Genomic DNA, 19,098 nt, shown 5'->3' with positions numbered 1-19,098 from the left:
TACGCTGTTTGACAACATTTTAATTGATATACATAAGTTTAAATCACTTCATTGAAATACCAGAAGAACAGCAACAACTTATAAAAGAGTTAAAAAAACAGGAAAGCCTGTTATTACTCTACTGATGTGTGGCAGACCTGTTATTTTTAACAAAGTACGCAAACATTCAAATGCTATTTTATGCACATGGTGGTTAGGTAGCGAAGCTGGAAATGCAATATACAATGTTCTTTTGGGAAAATATAATCCTTCTGCAAAGCTTCCAATGACGTTTCCTACCAATATAGGACAAATCCCAATATTTTACCAATATAAAAGTACAGGAAGGCCAACACGGGAAGGTGTACATTATTGTACTTCTTATATTGACTCATCAACAGAGCCTGCCTATCCATTCGGATTTGGTTTGTCGTATACTGATTTCAAATATAGCAACCTTAAAATAACAGACAACTCTAATAATACTATTAGTTTACAAATAGATATCACTAATACTGGGACTATAGATGGAGAAGAAGTTGTATAACTTTATATACAAGACAAGGTTGCTAGTATCACCCGTCCCGTAAAAGAATTAAAAGGATTCCAGAAAATATTCATTAAATCTAGTGAGACCAAAACTGTAACATTTATAATAGATGAAAAAGCTTTAGGATTTTATGATAATAACATGAACTTCATAGTAGAAAATGGAGTATTTATTTTCATGATTGGAAGTAACAGTAGAGATACACAAAATATTTCATACACTTTTAACAAAAAAATATAGTCATCTCATATTTTAATATTATTTTTGCCATCGGACAATTTTTTATTAATAGCTTAAACCTTAAAACATGAACATTAAACAAAAAGCAAGTTGCTTGCTATTACTGTGCTGTGCTCTGAACTCAACTACAGCACAAGTAAGAATTACTCCCCAAGCGGAGCTAAGGGCAAAAAGCCTAGTAGAAAAAATGACACTAGAGGAGAAAATTGATTACATCTCCGGAGTTCGATCATTCTATATCAGAGCAATACCCCGATTGGGTATTCCTGAAATCAGAATGGCAGATGGTCCTCAAGGAATACGCAACAACACTCAAAGTACAATGTATCCTTCCGGTATCCTGTCTGCCTCTACATGGAACAGAGAATTGGTAAGAGAATTAGGAAACGGACTTGGAAGAGATGCCAAGGCAAGAGGTGTAAGTATCTTGTTAGGTCCAGGTGTAAACATCTACCGTTCGCCTTTATGCGGACGAAATTTTGAGTATTTCGGTGAAGACCCTTATCTAAGCAGTGAAACAGCCAAGCAATATATCCTTGGAGTACAGGATAAAGGAGTTATTGCTACAGTTAAACATTTTGCAGCCAACAATCAAGAATGGAGCAGACATCACGCCAGCTCCGATGTTGACGAACGTACATTGCAGGAAATTTATTTCCCCTCATTCCGTAAAGCTGTACAAGAGGCCGGTGTTGGAGCCGTAATGGACAGTTATAACCCCGTCAACGGAGTACATGCAACTGAGAATGCATGGATGAATATAGAAATACTTAGAAAACAATGGGGATTCAAAGGTATTCTTATGTCTGATTGGACTTCCGTATATTCTACAGTAGGCGCAGCCAATGGAGGACTTGATTTGGAAATGCCTATAGGTAAGTTTATGATAAAAGAAAAACTGATTCCAGTTATCGAAAATGGAATAGTAAAAGAAAAGACCATAGACGAGAAAGTACAGCATATACTGCAAACCTTAATAACATTTGGTCTATTTGACAATCCGCTAGAGGATAAATCTATAGAAAAAGATAACGCAGAATCAAAAGCAACTGCATTAAATTTAGCAAGAGAAGGTATTGTCATGCTAAAAAATGATGATAATGTACTTCCGCTCAAAAAAGGACATACACTTATTATCGGTCCAAATGCAGACATGATTCCTACAGGAGGAGGAAGTGGATTTGTAACTCCTTATTCAACTGTATCAGTTTACGAAGGTTTGACACAAATAAAAGGTGATAAGAAAATAACTCTTTTATCAGACAGTTTACTGTATAAAGATATTTCGAAAAATATTTTTACTGACAACAGCCTGAAAACACAAGGATTTACAGGATATTATTTTAAAGACAAAAAGTTATCAGGTAAACCATGCCATCAGGAAACTACCACAAGAATAAACTATGCTTGGAAATACGGTTCTCCATATCCAGACATTCAGGATGACCATTTCTCTGCTCAATGGAAAGGTATCTATAAGGCTGAACAAAGCGGAACTATACGCTTCCAGATTTCAGGAGATGACGGATACAGAATATTAGTCAATGGGAAAACAATTACAGGAGACTGGGGAAATCATGCCTTAAGCTCAAGAAACGCCTTCATGCAAGTGGAAAAAGACAGTCTTTACCAGTTGCAGATAGATTATTTTGAGAATGTAGGTGAAGCTACTATCAAATTTCAGGCAGGTATGTTGGATAAAAAACTGCTGAATTATGAATTGAAAAAAGCAGACAACGTAGTTATGTGCTTAGGATTTGACAGCAATATAGAATCTGAAGGATTTGACAGACCATTTGCTTTGCCATACGGTCAGGAGTTCCTCATTGATGAAGTAACAAAAGTACATAATAATGTAATAACAGTAATAAATTCAGGAGGAGGCATAGATTTCCGCAACTGGAGAAATAAAGTCAAAGCTATTCTTATGGCATGGTATCCGGGACAGGAAGGTGGAAAAGCAATAGCAGAAATACTAACAGGCAAAATATCTCCAAGTGGGAAATTACCTATTTCTATAGAAGAAAAATGGGAAGACAATCCTACATTCAACAACTACTATGACAAGCGTAATGTTCCGCACAAGAGAGTTCAATACGCTGAAGGCATATTTGTAGGCTACAGAGGTTACGACCGTACAGGAAAACAGCCACTTTATCCATTTGGTTTCGGATTATCATACAGTCAATTCACGTATGAAAATTTGCAACTTAGAAAAAAACAAAAGAACCAAGTAGAAGTGAGTTTTGAACTTAAAAACACGGGAAAAATGAATGCAGCAGAAGTTGCACAGATTTATGTAAAAGACTGTAAAGCTTCTGTTCCTCGTCCCCTAAAAGAACTAAAAGGTTACGAAAAAGTGTTCTTAAAAAAAGGCGAAACGAAACGTATAACAATTCTACTTAATGAAGACGCTTTTAGTTTTTATGATACTGATAAAAAGAATTTTGTCATAGAAAAAGGAGATTTTGAGATTTTAGTAGGCCCATCTTCCTCTGAACTACCTCTAAAAGGAATTATCAATTTATAAATATGCATACTAATTAATCATTTAGCCTGGCCTCTGGCCAGGCTTTTTTGCACACTCCTTATTGAAAATACGGAAGTAGAAAAAGCCACAATACCACTTCATCTTTTAAGGTTTCCATCAATTTTTTCATTGCATACGTCAAATGATTACTCACAGTTTTCACTGAAATATGCAATAAATCTGCGACCTCTGCATATGAAAGACGTTCTATCTTTACCAAATATAACACATGACGACTTTTAGATGGTAAAGAAGCGATAGCCGCATTTAAAATAGACAATTTTTCTTCCCCTATTAACTTTTCTTCTTGAGATGGGACTAACTCAAAAGTAAAGTCTTCAACCTCATCAAAAGACAGATTGGTATATTCAACGCTATCTTTACGAAGAAATGATATTGATTTGTTATATAAAATACGATATAGCCACCCTTTTATATTCTCTATTTTTCCTAATTTTTTCCGATGTTTCCATACTTCTAGAAAAACATCACTTACCACTTCCTCTGCACACTCCTTTTGATGAAGAATATTAAAAGCATAATGATATAAAGCAGAAGAATGATATTCAATAAACGCGATGAAAGCACGTTCATCACCCGCTACTAATTTGTCAATATTTATCTCCTTTTGCTCCACGATCTTATTTTGATTACATATTTTATCCTAGTCAGTACAAATTATAAGAATTCCCTACCTTTTCAGATACAAAGAAAGAAAAATCTTTTTTAAGCAAAAATTTTATTCTTAGTTTTTTATCTGAACAAAGCACTCACAAAAACATTTATTTTCTAAAGCTACAGATAACCATGTTAAAAAGACATAGGTTTCACCCGTAACTCCCCAGTATTCCAACAAAATATTGTATCTTTGCTCCGATTATATACTTGACACAACATGATAACTTTAAAAGAATTCTTTTCATTTAAAAAGAACCGCTTTTTCTGGCTGAATCTCATAGCCATGATTGTCGTAATAATTGGTGTATGCTGGGGTACCTTGCTCTGGCTGGACAGCTATACACACCATGGAGAAGCTTACATGGTGCCGAATGTGAAGAACAAAACATTGAACGAAGCTCAGCAGGCTCTCAGTAACCAGAAGCTGAAAGGGCTGGTTATCGACTCCAGCTATGTGAAAGGTGTGCCCGACGGCATGGTATTAGACCAAAATCCAGCAGGGGGAGCACGCGTGAAAGAGGGAAGAACGATTTATCTGACCGTCACCACTTCTAAGGTTCCTTTGGTAAAATTGCCGGACTTGATAGACAACAGTTCTTTGCGCCAGGCGGAAGCCAAATTAAAGGCGATGGGCTTCAAACTGACGGAACCAGAATACGTTTCGGGAGAGCAGGACTGGATTTACGGCATCAAATACCGTGGAAGAAGTCTGGTTAGCGGAGATAAAGTTCCCCATGAAGCCATGCTGACCCTCTGTGTAGGCAACACGGCGATTCGTGACTCTCTTGCCATGGATTCTACACAAATTACTATCGATATGAATTCGTCTGCCAACAGTGAAGCAGAGGTAGATGACTCTTGGTTCTAAATCTAACCCCCTAAAGAAAAAGATGGCAGAAGATTTGATTGATTACGAACTGGACGGAGAGGCGCCAGACGATATCGAGCCGATTCAGGGTGAGCCTGAATTGTATGAGCATTTCCGTACGGTAGTAGATAAAGGACAGGCTCCTGTCCGCATCGACAAGTATTTATTTGAGCGAATTGTCAACGCGTCGCGCAATCGGATTCAGATGGCAGCCGACAACGGCTTTGTCATGGCCAATGGGAAACCGGTGAAAAGCAGCTACAAGGTCAAGCCGCTGGACGTGCTGACCGTTATGATGGACCGCCCGCGCTATGAGAATGACATTATTCCGGAAGATATTCCACTGAACATTGTATATGAAGACGATGACCTGATGGTCATCAACAAGCCTGCGGGGTTGGTAGTACACCCGGGATGTGGAAATTACCACGGTACCCTGGTCAACGCCATCGCATGGCATCTGCGCGACGTACCGACCTATAACCCGAATGACCCGCAAGTGGGACTGGTGCACCGCATTGACAAGGATACCTCAGGACTATTGGTGGTAGCTAAAACCCCCGATGCAAAAACCAGTCTGGGACTTCAGTTTTACAACAAAACAACCAAGCGTGAATACAATGCGCTGGTCTGGGGGATTGTAGAACAAGATGAAGGAACCATCACCGGCAACATCGGACGTAATCCGCGCGACCGGATGCAGATGGCTGTCATGTCCGACCCGGAACAAGGTAAACACGCCGTGACACATTATCAGGTATTGGAACGATTGGGGTATGTCACACTGGTAAAGTGCGTACTCGAAACCGGGCGTACCCATCAGATTCGTGTACACATGAAACACATCGGGCATACCTTGTTTAATGATGAACGTTACGGTGGTCACGAAATCTTAAAAGGAACTCATTTCAGCAAATACAAACAATTTGTAAACAACTGTTTCGAAATCTGTCCCCGTCAGGCATTGCATGCCAAGACACTGGGCTTTGTACACCCTCGCACAGGAGAGGAAATGTTCTTCACTTCCGAACTGCCCGAGGATATGACCTGCCTGCTGGAACGATGGAGAACGTATATCAGTAACAGAGAATAACAACTATGAAACGTACAATTGCGATTGTAGCAGGAGGAGACTCATCTGAACATGGAGTCTCCATGAAAAGTGCAGAGGGTATCTACTCTTTTATCGATCAGGACAAATATACCCTCTATATCGTGGAACTGACTAAAGCACGCTGGGAAGCGATTCTTTCCGACGGCAGCCGTGCACAAGTGGATAAGAATGACTTCAGTTTCATGGATCATGGACAGAAAATCATACCCGACTTTGCTTATATCACCATCCACGGAACTCCGGGAGAAAACGGTATCCTGCAGGGATATTTTGAACTGTTAGGCATTCCCTACTCTACCTGCGACGTGCTGGTTTCTGCACTGACTTTCAGCAAATTCACTTTAAACCAGTACCTGAAGGGATTCGGAGTACGGGTAGCTGAATCCATGCTGGTAAACAAACGTCACGGTATCAGCGACGAAGATGTCATCGCAAAAATCGGCTTGCCTTGCTTCATCAAACCTAATGCCAGCGGTTCCAGCTTCGGTGTAACAAAGGTGAAAACAAAGGAACAGATTCAGCCGGCTTTGGAAGCAGCTTTCAAAGAGTCGGATGATGTGATGATTGAAGCTTTCATGGACGGTATCGAACTGGCCAACGGATGCTACAAGACCAAGAAAAATGAAGTGGTATTCCCTATCACGGAAGTAGTTAGCCAGAATGAATTCTTCGATTACAACGCCAAATACAAAGGCGAAGTAACAGAAATCACACCGGCTCGTCTCAGTCCGGAATTGACCAGCCGCGTACAGCAACTGACATCTGCCATCTACGACATACTGCGATGCAAAGGTATCGTGCGCGTGGATTACATCATCACAGAAGGTGAAAAAATCAATATGCTCGAAATCAATACCACTCCGGGAATGACGGCCACCAGTTTCATTCCGCAACAGGTACGGGCTGCCGGTCTGGATATTAAGGACGTTATGACCGACATTATTGAAGACCATTTCAATTAATTTTGTATCTTTGGAAAGAACAAGTCACTCAACATCATGAACATACCTGCAGAATTCGACGATATTCGTCCGTATACCCCCGAAGAACTTCCACAGATATTCGAGGAATTACTTTCTGACAAAGACTTTCAGGCTGTCATCCAATCGGTGATGCCGAATGTCCCTTTGGAAATGATTGCCGCACAATTGCGCCACTGCAAGACCAACCTGGACGTACAGAAAACGTTTTTCCACAAGCTGCTGCACGACATCATGCAACAGCACAGTGACGGTTTCGACATGAATGCTTCTTCGCTTCCTGACAAGAACCAAAGCTATACGTTTATTTCCAATCATCGGGACATTGTGCTCGACCCGGGATTTCTTTCAGTAGGCTTGCTGGACAACGGTTTCCCTACCACCGTAGAAATCGCCATCGGAGATAACCTGCTTATTTATCCGTGGATAAAGAAACTGGTGCGAGTGAACAAGTCGTTCATCGTACAGCGTGCTCTGAGCATGCGACAAATGCTGGAATCATCTGCACGCATGTCACGGTACATTCACTTTGCCGTAACACAAAAGCAAGAGAATGTGTGGATTGCACAACGTGAAGGCCGTGCGAAAGACTCCAACGACCGTACACAGGACAGCGTGTTGAAAATGCTGGCTATGGGAGGAGAAGGTGACATCATCGACCGTCTGAAGGAACTGCACATCGTACCGGTTGCCTTGTCGTACGAATACGACCCGTGTGATTTCCTGAAAGCCAAGGAAATGCAGCAGAAGAGAGACTCGGAAACATTCAAGAAGAGCCAGGCAGACGACCTGACCAATATGCAAACAGGTATCTTCGGTTACAAGGGACGAGTACACTTCCAGACAGGACCTTGCATAAACGAAGAACTGGAAGCGCTAAGAGGATTGCCTAAGACGGAAGTTTTCACTCAGGTATCTACACTGATTGACAAGCATATCCACCGTAACTACCGACTTTATCCGGGCAATTATGTAGCTTGCGACCTGCTGAATGGCACAGAAACATTTGCCGGGAAGTATACTCCGGAAGAAAAGAAGCGCTTTGAAGCTTACCTGCAAAAGAAGCTGGACTTGATTCAGCTTCCGAACAAGGACGAAGACTTCCTGCGCCAGCGAATCCTGACCATGTACGCCAATCCGGCTATCAATCACTTGAAGGCCATCGCACAATGAAGAAATTCGGCGTCATCTTATACAGTCTTCTTTGCATACTCCTTTTAGGGGCATGCAAAGAAGATGAATATGTCTATCCCAATGTAATCACCACTTTTATTGATGCGGCCACAGATGAAAGCGGTACACTACAGAAACTGATTACAGACAAAGGAGAGAGCCTGCAAATTCTCAACCGGGAAGGACTGGATGGTCTGACTCCAGACTCTATCTACAGAAGTGTATCCATCTATGAACCGAAAGAATCGGCAGATGAGGGACAAGCGACTGCCCTGCTCTATTCTTGTCAGCTTATTATTGCCGTGAAACCGGTCACAGTGGACAAACTACCAGAAGCGACCGCCAAGACTGACCCATTGGATATTCAGAGTGTATGGAAATCTGGGAACTATATCAACCTGATTCTGTTGCCTATGGCTAAAGAGAAAAGCCACATTTTTCACTTCATTGACGAAGGTATCTCAAATAACGGTGACGGAAGCCGGACACTCCATCTGACACTCTACCACAACCAGAACGGAGATTATGAGGCATTCACCCGCAAAAGCTACCTCTCCATCCCTCTGTGGGCCTACGAAGGACAACTGACTCAGGGGGACAAGGTCATGCTCCGCATCAACACCTACGAAAAAGGCTTTGTAAGCTATGAATTTACTTACTAAAACTACATTTATGATCAAGACTATTTACTTCATGTTCTTTATATGCATGTTTGCCGTAGCCATGGTGGCATGCAAAGGGAAATCAAACGACGACTTCAAGAACGTATCTGCTGATGAATTCGAAGGTTTTATCGGAAATGAACAGATACAGATTGTGGACGTAAGAACCGTAGCGGAATACAGCGAAGGACATATTCCCGGAAGCCTCAACATCAACGTACTGGATGAAAGTTTCTCAGCCAATGCCGATGAGTTGCTGAACCCGGAACAAACCATTGCTGTATATTGCAAAAGCGGTCGCCGAAGCCGGAATGCCGCAAAGATACTAGTCAAAAAAGGATTCAAGGTGTACAACCTGGACAAAGGTTTCGACAACTGGAAAGAGTTGGGTAAAGAAATCGAACAATAACCTCCTTATTTACAACAAGAATGCCGTGATATAAAAGAGTCCTGCTCTCTATATCACGGCATTTTTATAAACTCTATCTGATTACAAATTTTGCAGCATACGTTTCAATACCACCGTAGCAGAAATTTCACGGTTGGCTGCTTCCGGAATTACCAGTGAAGTTGGTGCTTCAATCACATCGTCCGTTACAATCATGTTACGACGTACCGGCAGGCAATGCATAAAGAACGCATTGTTAGTCCACGACATGTGTTCGGTATCTACCGTCCAACTCATATCCTTGCTCAGAATCTTTCCGTAATCTTCCGGACAAGTCACACCCGGGCAAGCCCAGTTCTTCGCATAAATAAAGTCCGCACCTTCAAAAGCTTTCTTCTGATCGTACTCCACCTTTGCTCCACGCACGAATTTCGGATCAAGTTCATAGCCCTGCGGATGAGTAATCACAAAGTCCACATCTGCCTCATTCATGAAATCGGCAAAAGAGTTGGGTACAGCCTGCGGAAGCGCACGTGGATGAGGTGCCCATGTCAAAACCACTTTCGGACGTTCGGTGCGCTTGTACTCTTCAATCGTAATCAAGTCAGCAAATGCCTGCAAAGGATGTCCCGTAGCCGCCTCCATAGAGAAAACCGGTTTACCGGAATACTGAATAAACTGATTCAGAATCTTTTCCGTATAATCATCTTCCCGACTTTCAAATCGCGCGAAAGAACGTACACCAATCACATCACAATAAGAAGCCATTACCGGAATAGCCTCCAGCAGATGCTCACTCTTGTCACCATCCATAATCACGCCACGCTCAGTTTCCAGCTTCCAGGCACCCTGATTCACATCCAGCACAATGACATCCATACCCAAATTACGGGCAGCCTTCTGCGTGCTCAGGCGTGTACGTAAACTATTATTAAAGAAAATAAGCAGACAAGTCTTATGCCTGCCCAACGCTTCATATTTATAACGGTCGTTCTTGATTTCAAACGCTTCTGCCAGGGCAGTCTTCAAATCGCCCAAATCGAATACATTGGTATAAGTTTTCATACGCAAAATTGTATATTAATTTATTTTTCCTCGCAAATATACTATAAAAATACAATACACCACTTATTTTATTCATTTTTTTCGTACCTGTCCGTCACCTTCCACAATCCACTTGTAGGTAGTCATCTCCCTTAATCCCATCGGACCACGAGCATGCAGTTTCTGGGTACTGATACCAATTTCTGCTCCCAAACCAAACTGAGCCCCATCGGTAAACGAAGTCGGCGCATTGACATAGACACAGGCGGCATCCACTGCCCGGGTAAAGAAAGCAGCCGCCTCTTTATCCTCTGTCACGATACACTCACTATGCCCGGAACCGTATGTATAAATATGCGTTACAGCTTCTACTACATCATTCACCGTTTTGATGGCCATCTTATAGTCTAAGAACTCGGTGCCATAACTTTCCAAAGTAGCAGGCTGCAACAATTCTGCCGGATAGTTTCCTTCCAAAGCCTGATAAGCCGGTTCATCTGCATATAGAATTACCCGGCTTTCCGCCAAAGGAGCACACAATGCCGGCAAATCTGCCAAACGTGCCCGATGCAACAGCAGACAGTCCATAGCATTGCAGACACTCACCCTGCGCGTCTTGGCATTATTGACAATGGCAGTTCCTTTGGTTAAATCACCCGCCTTGTCGAAATACGTATGACAGATTCCGGCTCCCGTCTCAATAACCGGTACAGTCGCTTCATGACGTACATACTGAATCAGGTTACTGCTGCCACGAGGAATAATTAAATCCACCCAACCTTCTGCATGCAGAAGCGCTTCTGTCGCCTCGCGAGTAGAAGGCAACAATTCCACGACGTGCGAATCGATACCAAACTCCTCCAATACCTCATGAATCAGCTGCACAATGGCACGGTTGGAGGCATCGGCATCACTTCCACCCTTCAGAATAGACGCATTTCCACTCTTCAGGCACAAGGAAAACACATCAAAACTGACATTCGGACGTGCCTCATAGATTACTCCTACCACCCCAAACGGCACGCTCACCTTCTGTAAACGAAGTCCGCTGGGTACCGTATAAGCTTCTCTCACTATTCCTAACGGTGAAGGCAAAGAAGCCACCTGACGCATATCGGCTGCTATTCCTTCCAAACGTTCCTGCGTCAGCTTCAAGCGGTCGTATTTCGGATTGGACGTTTCCATTCGCAGCAAGTCTTCCTGATTGGCTTTCAGCAGCACATCCGTTTTTTCTTCTATCTTGTCGGCTACGGCACATAACACTGTATTAATGGTCTGTGCATCCATCATCGCCAACTTACGAGATGCTGCTCGAACCGCCTTAAAAGTTTCATTCAGATTCATAATTGTTTTATTCAGATTGCAAATTATCGCAAAAATACAATTTCAAACAAAGTTTCAAAGCACAAACGTCAAAATAATCTGCCATTTCATAAGAAATATATTCCCAAACTGAATATTTATTCCCGAAAGTTTCTTATCTTTGAAATAAATAAGAGAGAGAGAAAACTTCTGATTTATTAACCCTTAAAACATGTGACTATGGAAGCGAAAAATTACGATTCATTGATTGAAGTTTTCAGAGGAGATCTCTGGGAAGCTGAGTTGATAAAGGGCTTATTAAAGTCTGCCGGTGTGGATGCCATGCTAAAAGATGAAACGCCATTGTCTGCCGTAACTTCTTCCTATGGAGGAGGTTCCGTATGCGTGCTGGTTAATAAGGAAGAAGAAGTATATGCACGAAAAGTAGTAGCCGAACGAAAAGTATGAAACATTTATTCTTAACCCTGATTGCATTTTTTTCAGTAGTCATTCCCGCGTTTGCACAAAACCTGAAAACAACCACATGGAGTTCGTATGGAGTTTCTTTCCAGGCTCCAGCCGACTTAGTAGTAGAAGATGATTCTTCCGAAGGATACATTGCCGGGAACGATACCTATTACCTCACCATCCAGCTTTTAGAGGGAGAAGGGCTGAAAAAAGAAGAATTAGGACAGGAATTAAAGGCTATTGCCACAGACGATGAAGTGACATCGCAAAGCAGCGTACAATCTTTTGAGCTGCCCCAGTTCCATGGTGTGCAGCTCAAAGGAAACTGTGAAGAAGAAAAATGCGTTTACAGTTACCTGCTAGCAAAAGACGGAAGCTGCGGCTTCTATGTTTCCATTGTATACCGTCAGGAAAATGACAAAACGCCAGAAACAATCCTGAAAAGTTTCCACATGGAAGAATAATCTTTTATGAGGAATATCATTTTGTGAAATAAATTAAAAAGGTAGCGTTTTCCCAAAGTTTATTTCGTATTTTAGAGCGATTTTTAAACAAAGAGCTGTTGATTTTTTGTGTCCTAAAGGCTCAAAACAGAAAAGGCATGTACATAACCAAACGGGGAATCAAGTAAGTTCAGACTTATTTTGAACGATTTTTACTTGACTTTTGCCTAATTTATGCCTCTGGCTTATATGAATAAGTCTTTATTTTTGCCACAGATTCACAAGAAATCGATAGTTACAAGAAGACCTTGAATATGAAATTGACAAAACGCTTATATACTTTATCGCTTACAGTTACTTTATTCGTAACCGGTTTTTTGTTACCCGGATTTTCCACTTCCTGCACCGCGCAGACCGAAACAAACTCATCTCCTGCTTACAGCTGTATCGAAGTCCCTAAAAGTATCAATTTTTGCGGCACGGAAATAGACCTGACGCGCTATGACCGGCGCGAACGAGTGGATAGGGAACTGATGGCATTTACTTACATGCACAGCACTTCCCTGCAAATCATCAAAAGAGCCAACCGCTATTTCCCCATCATTGAATCAATCTTAAAGGAACAAGGTGTACCCGATGACTTCAAGTACCTGATGGTCATCGAAAGCAATGTGAACCCGCTGGCACGGTCGGGAGCCGGAGCCGCCGGATTGTGGCAGTTCATGAGCGGCACCGCCCGTGAGTTCGGTCTGGAGGTCAATCATCATGTGGACGAACGTTATCATGTGGAGAAATCTACCGTAGCCGCCTGCAAGTACCTGAAACAAGCTTACCGTAAATTCGGTAATTGGGAAACCGTAGCTGCCTCCTACAATGCCGGACAAGGAAGAATCAGCCAGCAGCAGGAAAAACAATATACAGATAATGCACTAGACCTGTATTTAGTGGAAGAAACTTCCCGCTATGTATACCGGATACTGGCAGCCAAGCTTCTGCTTACCGACCCTACCCGTTTCGGTTTTCACCTGAGAGCCAGCGACCTGTATCCTCCTATTCCTTATCGTACCATAAAAGTGACAGAAGATATTGACGACCTGGCACGCTTTTCCAAAGGCCAGGGCATCAACTACAGTTTGCTCAAGAGCATGAATCCCTGGCTTAGAGGAAGTTCTCTTCCCAACCATGGCGGAAAAGAATACCAGATTCGTATCCCCGACTCTACGGAGATGTATTACAATCCGAGGGTGACACACCCTCATAACCCCGCGTGGGTGAGTGAATAAAGACACATAGTTATCATTTTTTATTATAATCATTAATCCATGAAAAAACAATTAGTGTTAGGACTCTTAGGTGCCTGTGTGCTTTCGGGCAATGCACAGACATTTAAAGAATGGCAGGACCCGGAAATAAATGCCATCAACCGGGCACCGATGCACGCAAACTTCTTTGCGTACGAAAATGCAGAAATGGCTGCCAAGGCAGTCAAGGAAGACTCCAAGAACTTTATGAGCCTGAACGGAACCTGGAAATTCTTCTGGGTGCGGAATGCAGATGCACGCCCCACAGATTTCTGGAAAACCGGCTTCAACGATAAAGGTTGGGACAACCTTCAGGTGCCAGGAGTATGGGAAACTCACGGATACGGCGACCCTATCTACATCAACGTAGGTTATGGATGGCGCAGCCGTTTCGAAAACAATCCTCCTTACGTACCGACTGAAGAAAACCACGTAGGTTCTTACCGTCGTGAAATCATGGTTCCGGCCGACTGGAAAGGCAAAGACATCATCGCTCATTTTGGAGCAGTCAGCTCGAACATGTACCTGTGGGTAAACGGTAAGTTCGTTGGCTACAGCGAAGACAGCAAGCTGGAAGCTGAATTCAATCTTACTCCGTACCTGAAACCGGGACAGAAAAACCTGATTGCTTTCCAGGTGTTCCGCTGGTGTGACGGTTCATACCTGGAAGACCAGGACTTCTTCCGTTATACCGGAGTGGCACGCGACTGCTATCTTTATACCCGCAACAAGAAACGCATCGATGACATCCGCGTGACTCCCGACCTGGACAGCGAATACAAGAACGGTTCACTGGCCATCAACCTGAATTTGAAAGGAAGCGGAAATGTCAGCCTGGAACTGCTGGATGCCCAGAACCAGACCGTAGCTTCTACCGAAGTAAAAGGTTCAGGCAATGTTTCTACTACACTTCAGGTAGAAAATCCGAAAAAATGGAGCGCAGAAACTCCTTACTTATACACACTGCGTGCTACACTGAAAGACGGCAGCCAGGCCAGCGAAGTTGTACCTGTGAAAGTAGGTTTCCGCAAGATTGAACTCAAAAACGCACAGATTCTGGTCAACGGCCAGCCAGTACTCTTCAAAGGTGCCGACCGTCATGAACTGGATCCGGACGGTGGATACGTGGTTTCACGCGACCGCATGATTCAGGACATTCAGATTATGAAGCAGTTCAACATCAACGCCGTAAGAACCTGTCACTATCCGGACGACAACTTCTGGTACGAACTCTGCGACAAATACGGTATTTATGTAGTGGCCGAAGCCAACATCGAATCTCACGGAATGGGATACGGCGACAAGACACTGGCCAAGGAACCGACTTACAAGAAGGCACACATGGAACGCAACCAGCGCAACGTACAGCGTGGTTTCAACCATCCGAGCATCATCTTCTGGTCATTGGGTAACGAGGCCGGATACGGTCCGAACTTCGAAGCTGCTTACGACTGGATCAAGGCAGAAGACCCCAGCCGTGCCGTACAATACGAACAAGCCCGCATCGAAGGAAAGACTGATATCTACTGCCCGATGTATGCCAACTACAAATGGTGCGAAGAATACAGCAAGGACGACAAATACCAGAAACCGCTGATTCAGTGTGAATATGCACACGCCATGGGAAATTCACAAGGTGGATTCAAAGAATACTGGGACTTGATTCGCAAGTATCCGAAATATCAGGGTGGATTCATCTGGGACTTCGTAGACCAGTCTATCCGCTGGACAGGCAAGAACGGCAAGATGATTTATGCTTATGCCGGTGACTTCAACCGCATGGATGATTCTGGCGACAAGAACTTCTGTAACAACGGACTTATCAGCCCTGACCGCAAACCGAATCCGCATGCATACGAAGTACAGTACTTCTACCAGAACATCTGGACTACTCCGGGCGATTTGGCAAAGGGAGAAATCAAGGTATACAACGAAAACTTCTTCCGTGACCTGTCTGCATACGCACTGGAATGGGAAGTACTGAAAGATGGTAAGGCTATCCGTAGCGGACGCGTTGAAAACCTGAACGTGGCACCTCATCAGACAGCCAGCGTGAAACTTGATCTGGGCAAGACCTGCCAGTGCGGTGAATGGCTGCTCAACGTGAAATACATCCAGAAGAACCGTGAAGGTTTGATTCCGGCCGGTTTCGTAGTAGCTAAAGACCAGCTTGTGCTGAATCCGTACAAAGCACCGGCTATGGAACTGAAGAACGTAGCTGAAACCAACCAGCAGGTAGTTGAACCGCAAATCAACCCGAACTATCCGGACTACATCACTGTAGAAGGCGACGGATTCTATCTGGAATTCAGCAAACGCAACGGTTATCTTGACAGATACGATGTAAACGGAGTAAGCATGTTGAAAGAAGGCGAAGCACTGACACCGAACTTCTGGCGTGCCCCGACCGACAACGACTTCGGTGCTGGTCTGCAGAACAAATATGCTGCATGGAAGAACCCGGGCATCAAACTGACTGACTTCAACTACAAGGTAGAAAACGGACAGGCCATCGTAAACTCTACTTACGACCTCAAGGAAGTATCTGCCAAGTTATATCTCACTTACCAGATCAACAACCAGGGAGCAGTGAAGGTGACACAGAAGATGGTAGCCGACAAGAATGCCAAGGTTTCACCGATGTTCCGTTTCGGTATGCAGATGGTAATGCCGAAGTCATTTGAGAAGATTTCTTACTACGGACGTGGTCCGATAGAAAACTACAGCGACCGTAACCATTGCACTGACTTAGGTATCTACAACCAGAATGTAAGCGACCAGTTCTATCCGTACATCCGTCCGCAGGAAAACGGCAACAAGACTGACATCCGCTGGTGGAAACAGGTGAACATGGCTGGAAACGGACTGATATTCGTAGCTGAAGCACCGTTCTCTGCTTCTGCTCTCCACTACACCATCGCTTCACTGGACGACGGTACTGAAAAGAAACAGAGCCACTCGTTCGAAGTAGAAGAAGCTGACCTGACCAATCTGTTGATTGACAAGGCACAGATGGGCTTAGGTTGTGTCAACAGCTGGGGTGCCCTGCCGGAAGACAAGTACATGCTTCCTTACGGAGATTATGAATTTACGTTCATCATGACTCCGGTGAAAGGCTATATCGCACACGAATAAATCAGTACAACATATCTGATTCACTGTAACGCCTCGGTTTCCAAAGCCGGGGCGTTCTTTTTATCCCCTTACGTTACCACCATCTCTTATCACACGAATAGCTTTCCATCAAGAGAGAAACGCCTCAGAAAAGAGAGCACAGTCTATTTTCACTTTCTACGTTTTCCACGCCGGAGCCTTACGTTTCCACCTGCGGAAACATACGGTTCCGCCCCCAGAAACCTACGTTTTTGCCTTGGGAAACATAAAAAACGGGCCGAAGTTTATCCCAAAACTCCAGCCCTTATCATAAAATAGAAAATGTATGTAGAATAATTATCCTTCCTCGTCCGCTCCTTCCTTTGGAGGTATGGTAGACGCATTTCCATCGCGTACAGCCATGTAATGCGGCGACATAATTTCCACGCCCTCTTCGTTGAAGCGATCCTGAATGTTCTGATGCAATGCCGAATAAATATCAGCCAGCCGGTCTGCATCCTTGATATACGCATTCACCTGATACACCGGATACCAGTCGCTGAGCGAGGTGGAAAGTACAAACGGACGCGGGTCGTCCACCACTCCGGGAGTATTCAAGGCAGCTTCAATCAAAAGTTTGTTGACCACTCGCCACGGCACGTCATAACCGATGCTTACCTCCGAATGGATAATCAGCCCATATTCCCGGGCCGACTGGCTGAAGTTCACCGTATGCGAAGACATGACAAAGGAATTAGGAATGGTCACCACCTCATTTTTCGGGGTACGGATACGTGTGACCAGCGGAGTTTTCTCCACCACATTTCCCATCGTATCATTCAGCTTAATACGGTCGCCAATCTTGAAAGGACGCATGTAAGTAATCACCAGTCCGGCAATGATGTTGCCAATCACCGTACTTGAACCAAGCGATACAATCAAACCGACAAATACGGATATTCCCTGGAATACACCGGAATTGGAACCCGGCAGATACGGATAAATCATGGCTATCATAAACGCATAGAGCAAGAAACGGACAATATGATAGGTAGGCATCGCCCAGTCGGGATAGAATCCGCTCAATTTCAACCGTTCGGACTGTACTTCTTCGGCCAGGTAACGGAAGAAGCGTACCAGATATTTGATGGCCATGTAAATCACGAAGATAGTGAACAGGTTCGGAAGATAGTCGAGTATTCCGGTAAGAATGCTCTTCACCGGATTCCAGATGTAGGAAAGCAGCCGGTAGGCCAGGTTCTTAGTCTGCGGGAAAATGGAGAACAGCAGCGGAACCGTAAGCAGCAACTGCAGGAACATAAACGCATAACGTACCAGATTGGCCAGGAATATCAGCAGTTTCACCTGCTTCCTGGTGTCCAGCAACTCATACCCCTGAATGGAGAAGGGTTTCAGCCGCGTCTTTTCCAGTCGCATAATACGCAGCTTCAACTTACGGAACAGCCAGTTGGTTCCCCAGAACAGAAGGAACTGCCCCACAATCACCAGCACGAAATAACCAATCCGCTTGAATAACTGCATCAGTCCATGTTCCTCCTTCATCACTTTCAATTTTTCGATAATGACCAACCGATTCTTCGCAGCCAGCTGGTCGCGTGTACAGCTTTCCCACAAGCCGTCCTGGTCTGTAAAGGAAACAAGAACTTTATTATCATACATCACATCCGTCACGATGTCACTGGTCTCAATGTATACAGAATCAGGTTTCAGGTTAAAGCGTTTGCCCAAGGCCGTAATATCATTCGCCACGTTCTCTGCACGCTGCTGGGGAGTATGTCTCCTCCTCGCTTGGCATAAAAATAAAACAGCGTATCCCCATCTACCACAACCGGAACACCCCGTGTTTCATGACGCAAGAAGTCAATACGCCGTCTCTGACTGGCCAGTTTCACCGAATCGGCAGTATATGCAGCCAACTTCATCTGCTCAATCTCCATCCGGAGATTGGCTTCATTCAACCGGGCAGCCGCCAGTTCCTTTTTCACAGTCGACAAGTGAACCGAATCTGAGTCCGCCGTTACCGCCACGTTTGAACCGGGCAGACTGTCTGCTTCGAAAATATCAAGTACCTTTTCCACTACCTGATCCGATGCACCCCACACAGAGAAGCCAAGCAGGCACAGACAGAATAAACAAAATCTTTTCATGATGCCATAAATTGTTATTTCCGGCGATAAAAATACGAATAAAAGGCACAAAATAAAATAGTCCATGAACAGAAAAAAACTTCCTTCATGAACCATTTCTTCACTTCGACAATTTCA

16 protein-coding genes and 1 pseudogene are annotated in these 19,098 nt (G+C 43.9%); 13 read left to right on the top strand and 4 right to left on the bottom strand.

Features of this window, described 5'->3' with window-relative positions; translation table 11 throughout:
- Nucleotides 1–124 precede the first annotated feature (124 nt).
- From DXD04_RS17070 to DXD04_RS13255, 3 genes are all read left to right on the top strand, one after another.
- Nucleotides 125–526 carry a glycoside hydrolase family 3 C-terminal domain-containing protein gene (locus tag DXD04_RS17070; protein WP_284697872.1) on the top strand — a complete coding sequence of 134 codons (402 nt, stop codon included), beginning with the start codon at nt 125–127 and terminating at the stop codon, nt 524–526.
- A gap of 6 nt (nt 527–532) precedes the next feature.
- Nucleotides 533–769, top strand: coding sequence for a fibronectin type III-like domain-contianing protein (locus DXD04_RS17065; RefSeq protein ID WP_259319926.1), 237 nt, complete (start codon nt 533–535; stop codon nt 767–769).
- A gap of 67 nt (nt 770–836) precedes the next feature.
- The gene (locus DXD04_RS13255; protein WP_117673730.1) at nt 837–3,299 is read left to right on the top strand and encodes a beta-glucosidase; all 2,463 of its coding nucleotides are present in this window, start codon (nt 837–839) and stop codon (nt 3,297–3,299) included.
- Nucleotides 3,300–3,357: 58 nt separating this feature from the next.
- Here DXD04_RS13255 and DXD04_RS13250 read toward each other — a convergent pair whose 3' ends face one another.
- Nucleotides 3,358–3,936, bottom strand: coding sequence for an RNA polymerase sigma factor (locus DXD04_RS13250; RefSeq protein ID WP_117673729.1), 579 nt, complete (start codon nt 3,934–3,936; stop codon nt 3,358–3,360).
- Nucleotides 3,937–4,194: 258 nt separating this feature from the next.
- On the opposite strand from DXD04_RS13250, the gene DXD04_RS13245 reads away from it, so the two are divergent.
- The 6 genes from DXD04_RS13245 to DXD04_RS13220 are packed head-to-tail and all read left to right on the top strand — an operon-like array spanning nt 4,195 to nt 9,183.
- Entirely contained in the window at nt 4,195–4,845 is a 651-nt protein-coding gene (locus DXD04_RS13245) for a PASTA domain-containing protein (RefSeq protein WP_117673728.1), read from the top strand.
- A gap of 22 nt (nt 4,846–4,867) precedes the next feature.
- On the top strand, nt 4,868–5,938 hold the full coding sequence (locus DXD04_RS13240) for an RluA family pseudouridine synthase (RefSeq protein ID WP_007564257.1): 1,071 nt from the start codon (nt 4,868–4,870) through the stop codon (nt 5,936–5,938).
- Nucleotides 5,939–5,943: 5 nt separating this feature from the next.
- On the top strand, nt 5,944–6,921 hold the full coding sequence (locus DXD04_RS13235) for a D-alanine--D-alanine ligase (RefSeq protein WP_117673727.1): 978 nt from the start codon (nt 5,944–5,946) through the stop codon (nt 6,919–6,921).
- 36 nt (nt 6,922–6,957) lie between these two features.
- Nucleotides 6,958–8,112, top strand: coding sequence for a 1-acyl-sn-glycerol-3-phosphate acyltransferase (locus DXD04_RS13230; protein ID WP_117673726.1), 1,155 nt, complete (start codon nt 6,958–6,960; stop codon nt 8,110–8,112).
- The gene (locus DXD04_RS13225; RefSeq protein ID WP_117673725.1) at nt 8,109–8,774 is read left to right on the top strand and encodes a NigD1/NigD2 family lipoprotein; all 666 of its coding nucleotides are present in this window, start codon (nt 8,109–8,111) and stop codon (nt 8,772–8,774) included. Before DXD04_RS13230 ends, DXD04_RS13225 begins: the two co-directional genes overlap by 4 nt.
- 10 nt (nt 8,775–8,784) lie before the next feature.
- Nucleotides 8,785–9,183: a rhodanese-like domain-containing protein gene (locus DXD04_RS13220; RefSeq protein WP_022054547.1), complete on the top strand. Its 399-nt coding sequence runs from the start codon at nt 8,785–8,787 to the stop codon at nt 9,181–9,183.
- 81 nt (nt 9,184–9,264) lie between these two features.
- On the opposite strand, the gene DXD04_RS13215 is transcribed toward DXD04_RS13220, so the two are convergent.
- Both DXD04_RS13215 and DXD04_RS13210 read right to left on the bottom strand, forming a co-directional pair.
- Nucleotides 9,265–10,227 (bottom strand): Rossmann-fold NAD(P)-binding domain-containing protein, encoded by a 963-nt coding sequence (locus DXD04_RS13215; RefSeq protein WP_117673724.1) that lies wholly within the window; start codon nt 10,225–10,227, stop codon nt 9,265–9,267.
- Nucleotides 10,228–10,299: 72 nt separating this feature from the next.
- Nucleotides 10,300–11,550 (bottom strand): glutamate-5-semialdehyde dehydrogenase, encoded by a 1,251-nt coding sequence (locus DXD04_RS13210; RefSeq protein ID WP_117673723.1) that lies wholly within the window; start codon nt 11,548–11,550, stop codon nt 10,300–10,302.
- A gap of 198 nt (nt 11,551–11,748) precedes the next feature.
- Here DXD04_RS13210 and DXD04_RS13205 point away from each other — a divergent pair, with 198 nt between their 5' ends.
- The 4 genes from DXD04_RS13205 (at nt 11,749) to lacZ (ending at nt 16,855) form a co-directional block, all read left to right on the top strand.
- Nucleotides 11,749–11,976, top strand: a complete 228-nt coding sequence (locus tag DXD04_RS13205; protein ID WP_117673722.1) for a DUF2007-related protein — start codon at nt 11,749–11,751, stop codon at nt 11,974–11,976.
- A complete protein-coding gene (locus DXD04_RS13200; RefSeq protein ID WP_117673721.1) occupies nt 11,973–12,440 on the top strand; it encodes an amidohydrolase family protein in 468 nt (155 codons plus the stop codon). The genes DXD04_RS13205 and DXD04_RS13200 overlap by 4 nt, the downstream gene beginning before the upstream one ends.
- Nucleotides 12,441–12,733: 293 nt before the next feature.
- Nucleotides 12,734–13,702, top strand: coding sequence for a lytic transglycosylase domain-containing protein (locus DXD04_RS13195; protein WP_117673720.1), 969 nt, complete (start codon nt 12,734–12,736; stop codon nt 13,700–13,702).
- A 39-nt stretch (nt 13,703–13,741) separates the two neighbouring features.
- Nucleotides 13,742–16,855, top strand: a complete 3,114-nt coding sequence (gene lacZ, locus DXD04_RS13190; protein ID WP_117673719.1) for a beta-galactosidase, LacZ type — start codon at nt 13,742–13,744, stop codon at nt 16,853–16,855.
- A gap of 315 nt (nt 16,856–17,170) precedes the next feature.
- Here the strand turns inward: lacZ and DXD04_RS13185 are convergent.
- Nucleotides 17,171–18,981: pseudogene (locus DXD04_RS13185) on the bottom strand (mechanosensitive ion channel family protein).
- Nucleotides 18,982–19,098 lie beyond the last annotated feature (117 nt).

Origin of the sequence: Phocaeicola plebeius (assembly GCF_003437535.1) — a bacterium.
Taxonomy (GTDB): Bacteria; Bacteroidota; Bacteroidia; order Bacteroidales; family Bacteroidaceae; genus Phocaeicola; species Phocaeicola plebeius_A.
The sequence above is the reverse complement of the archived record's forward strand: the minus strand, read 5'-3'. Positions and strand labels throughout refer to the sequence as shown.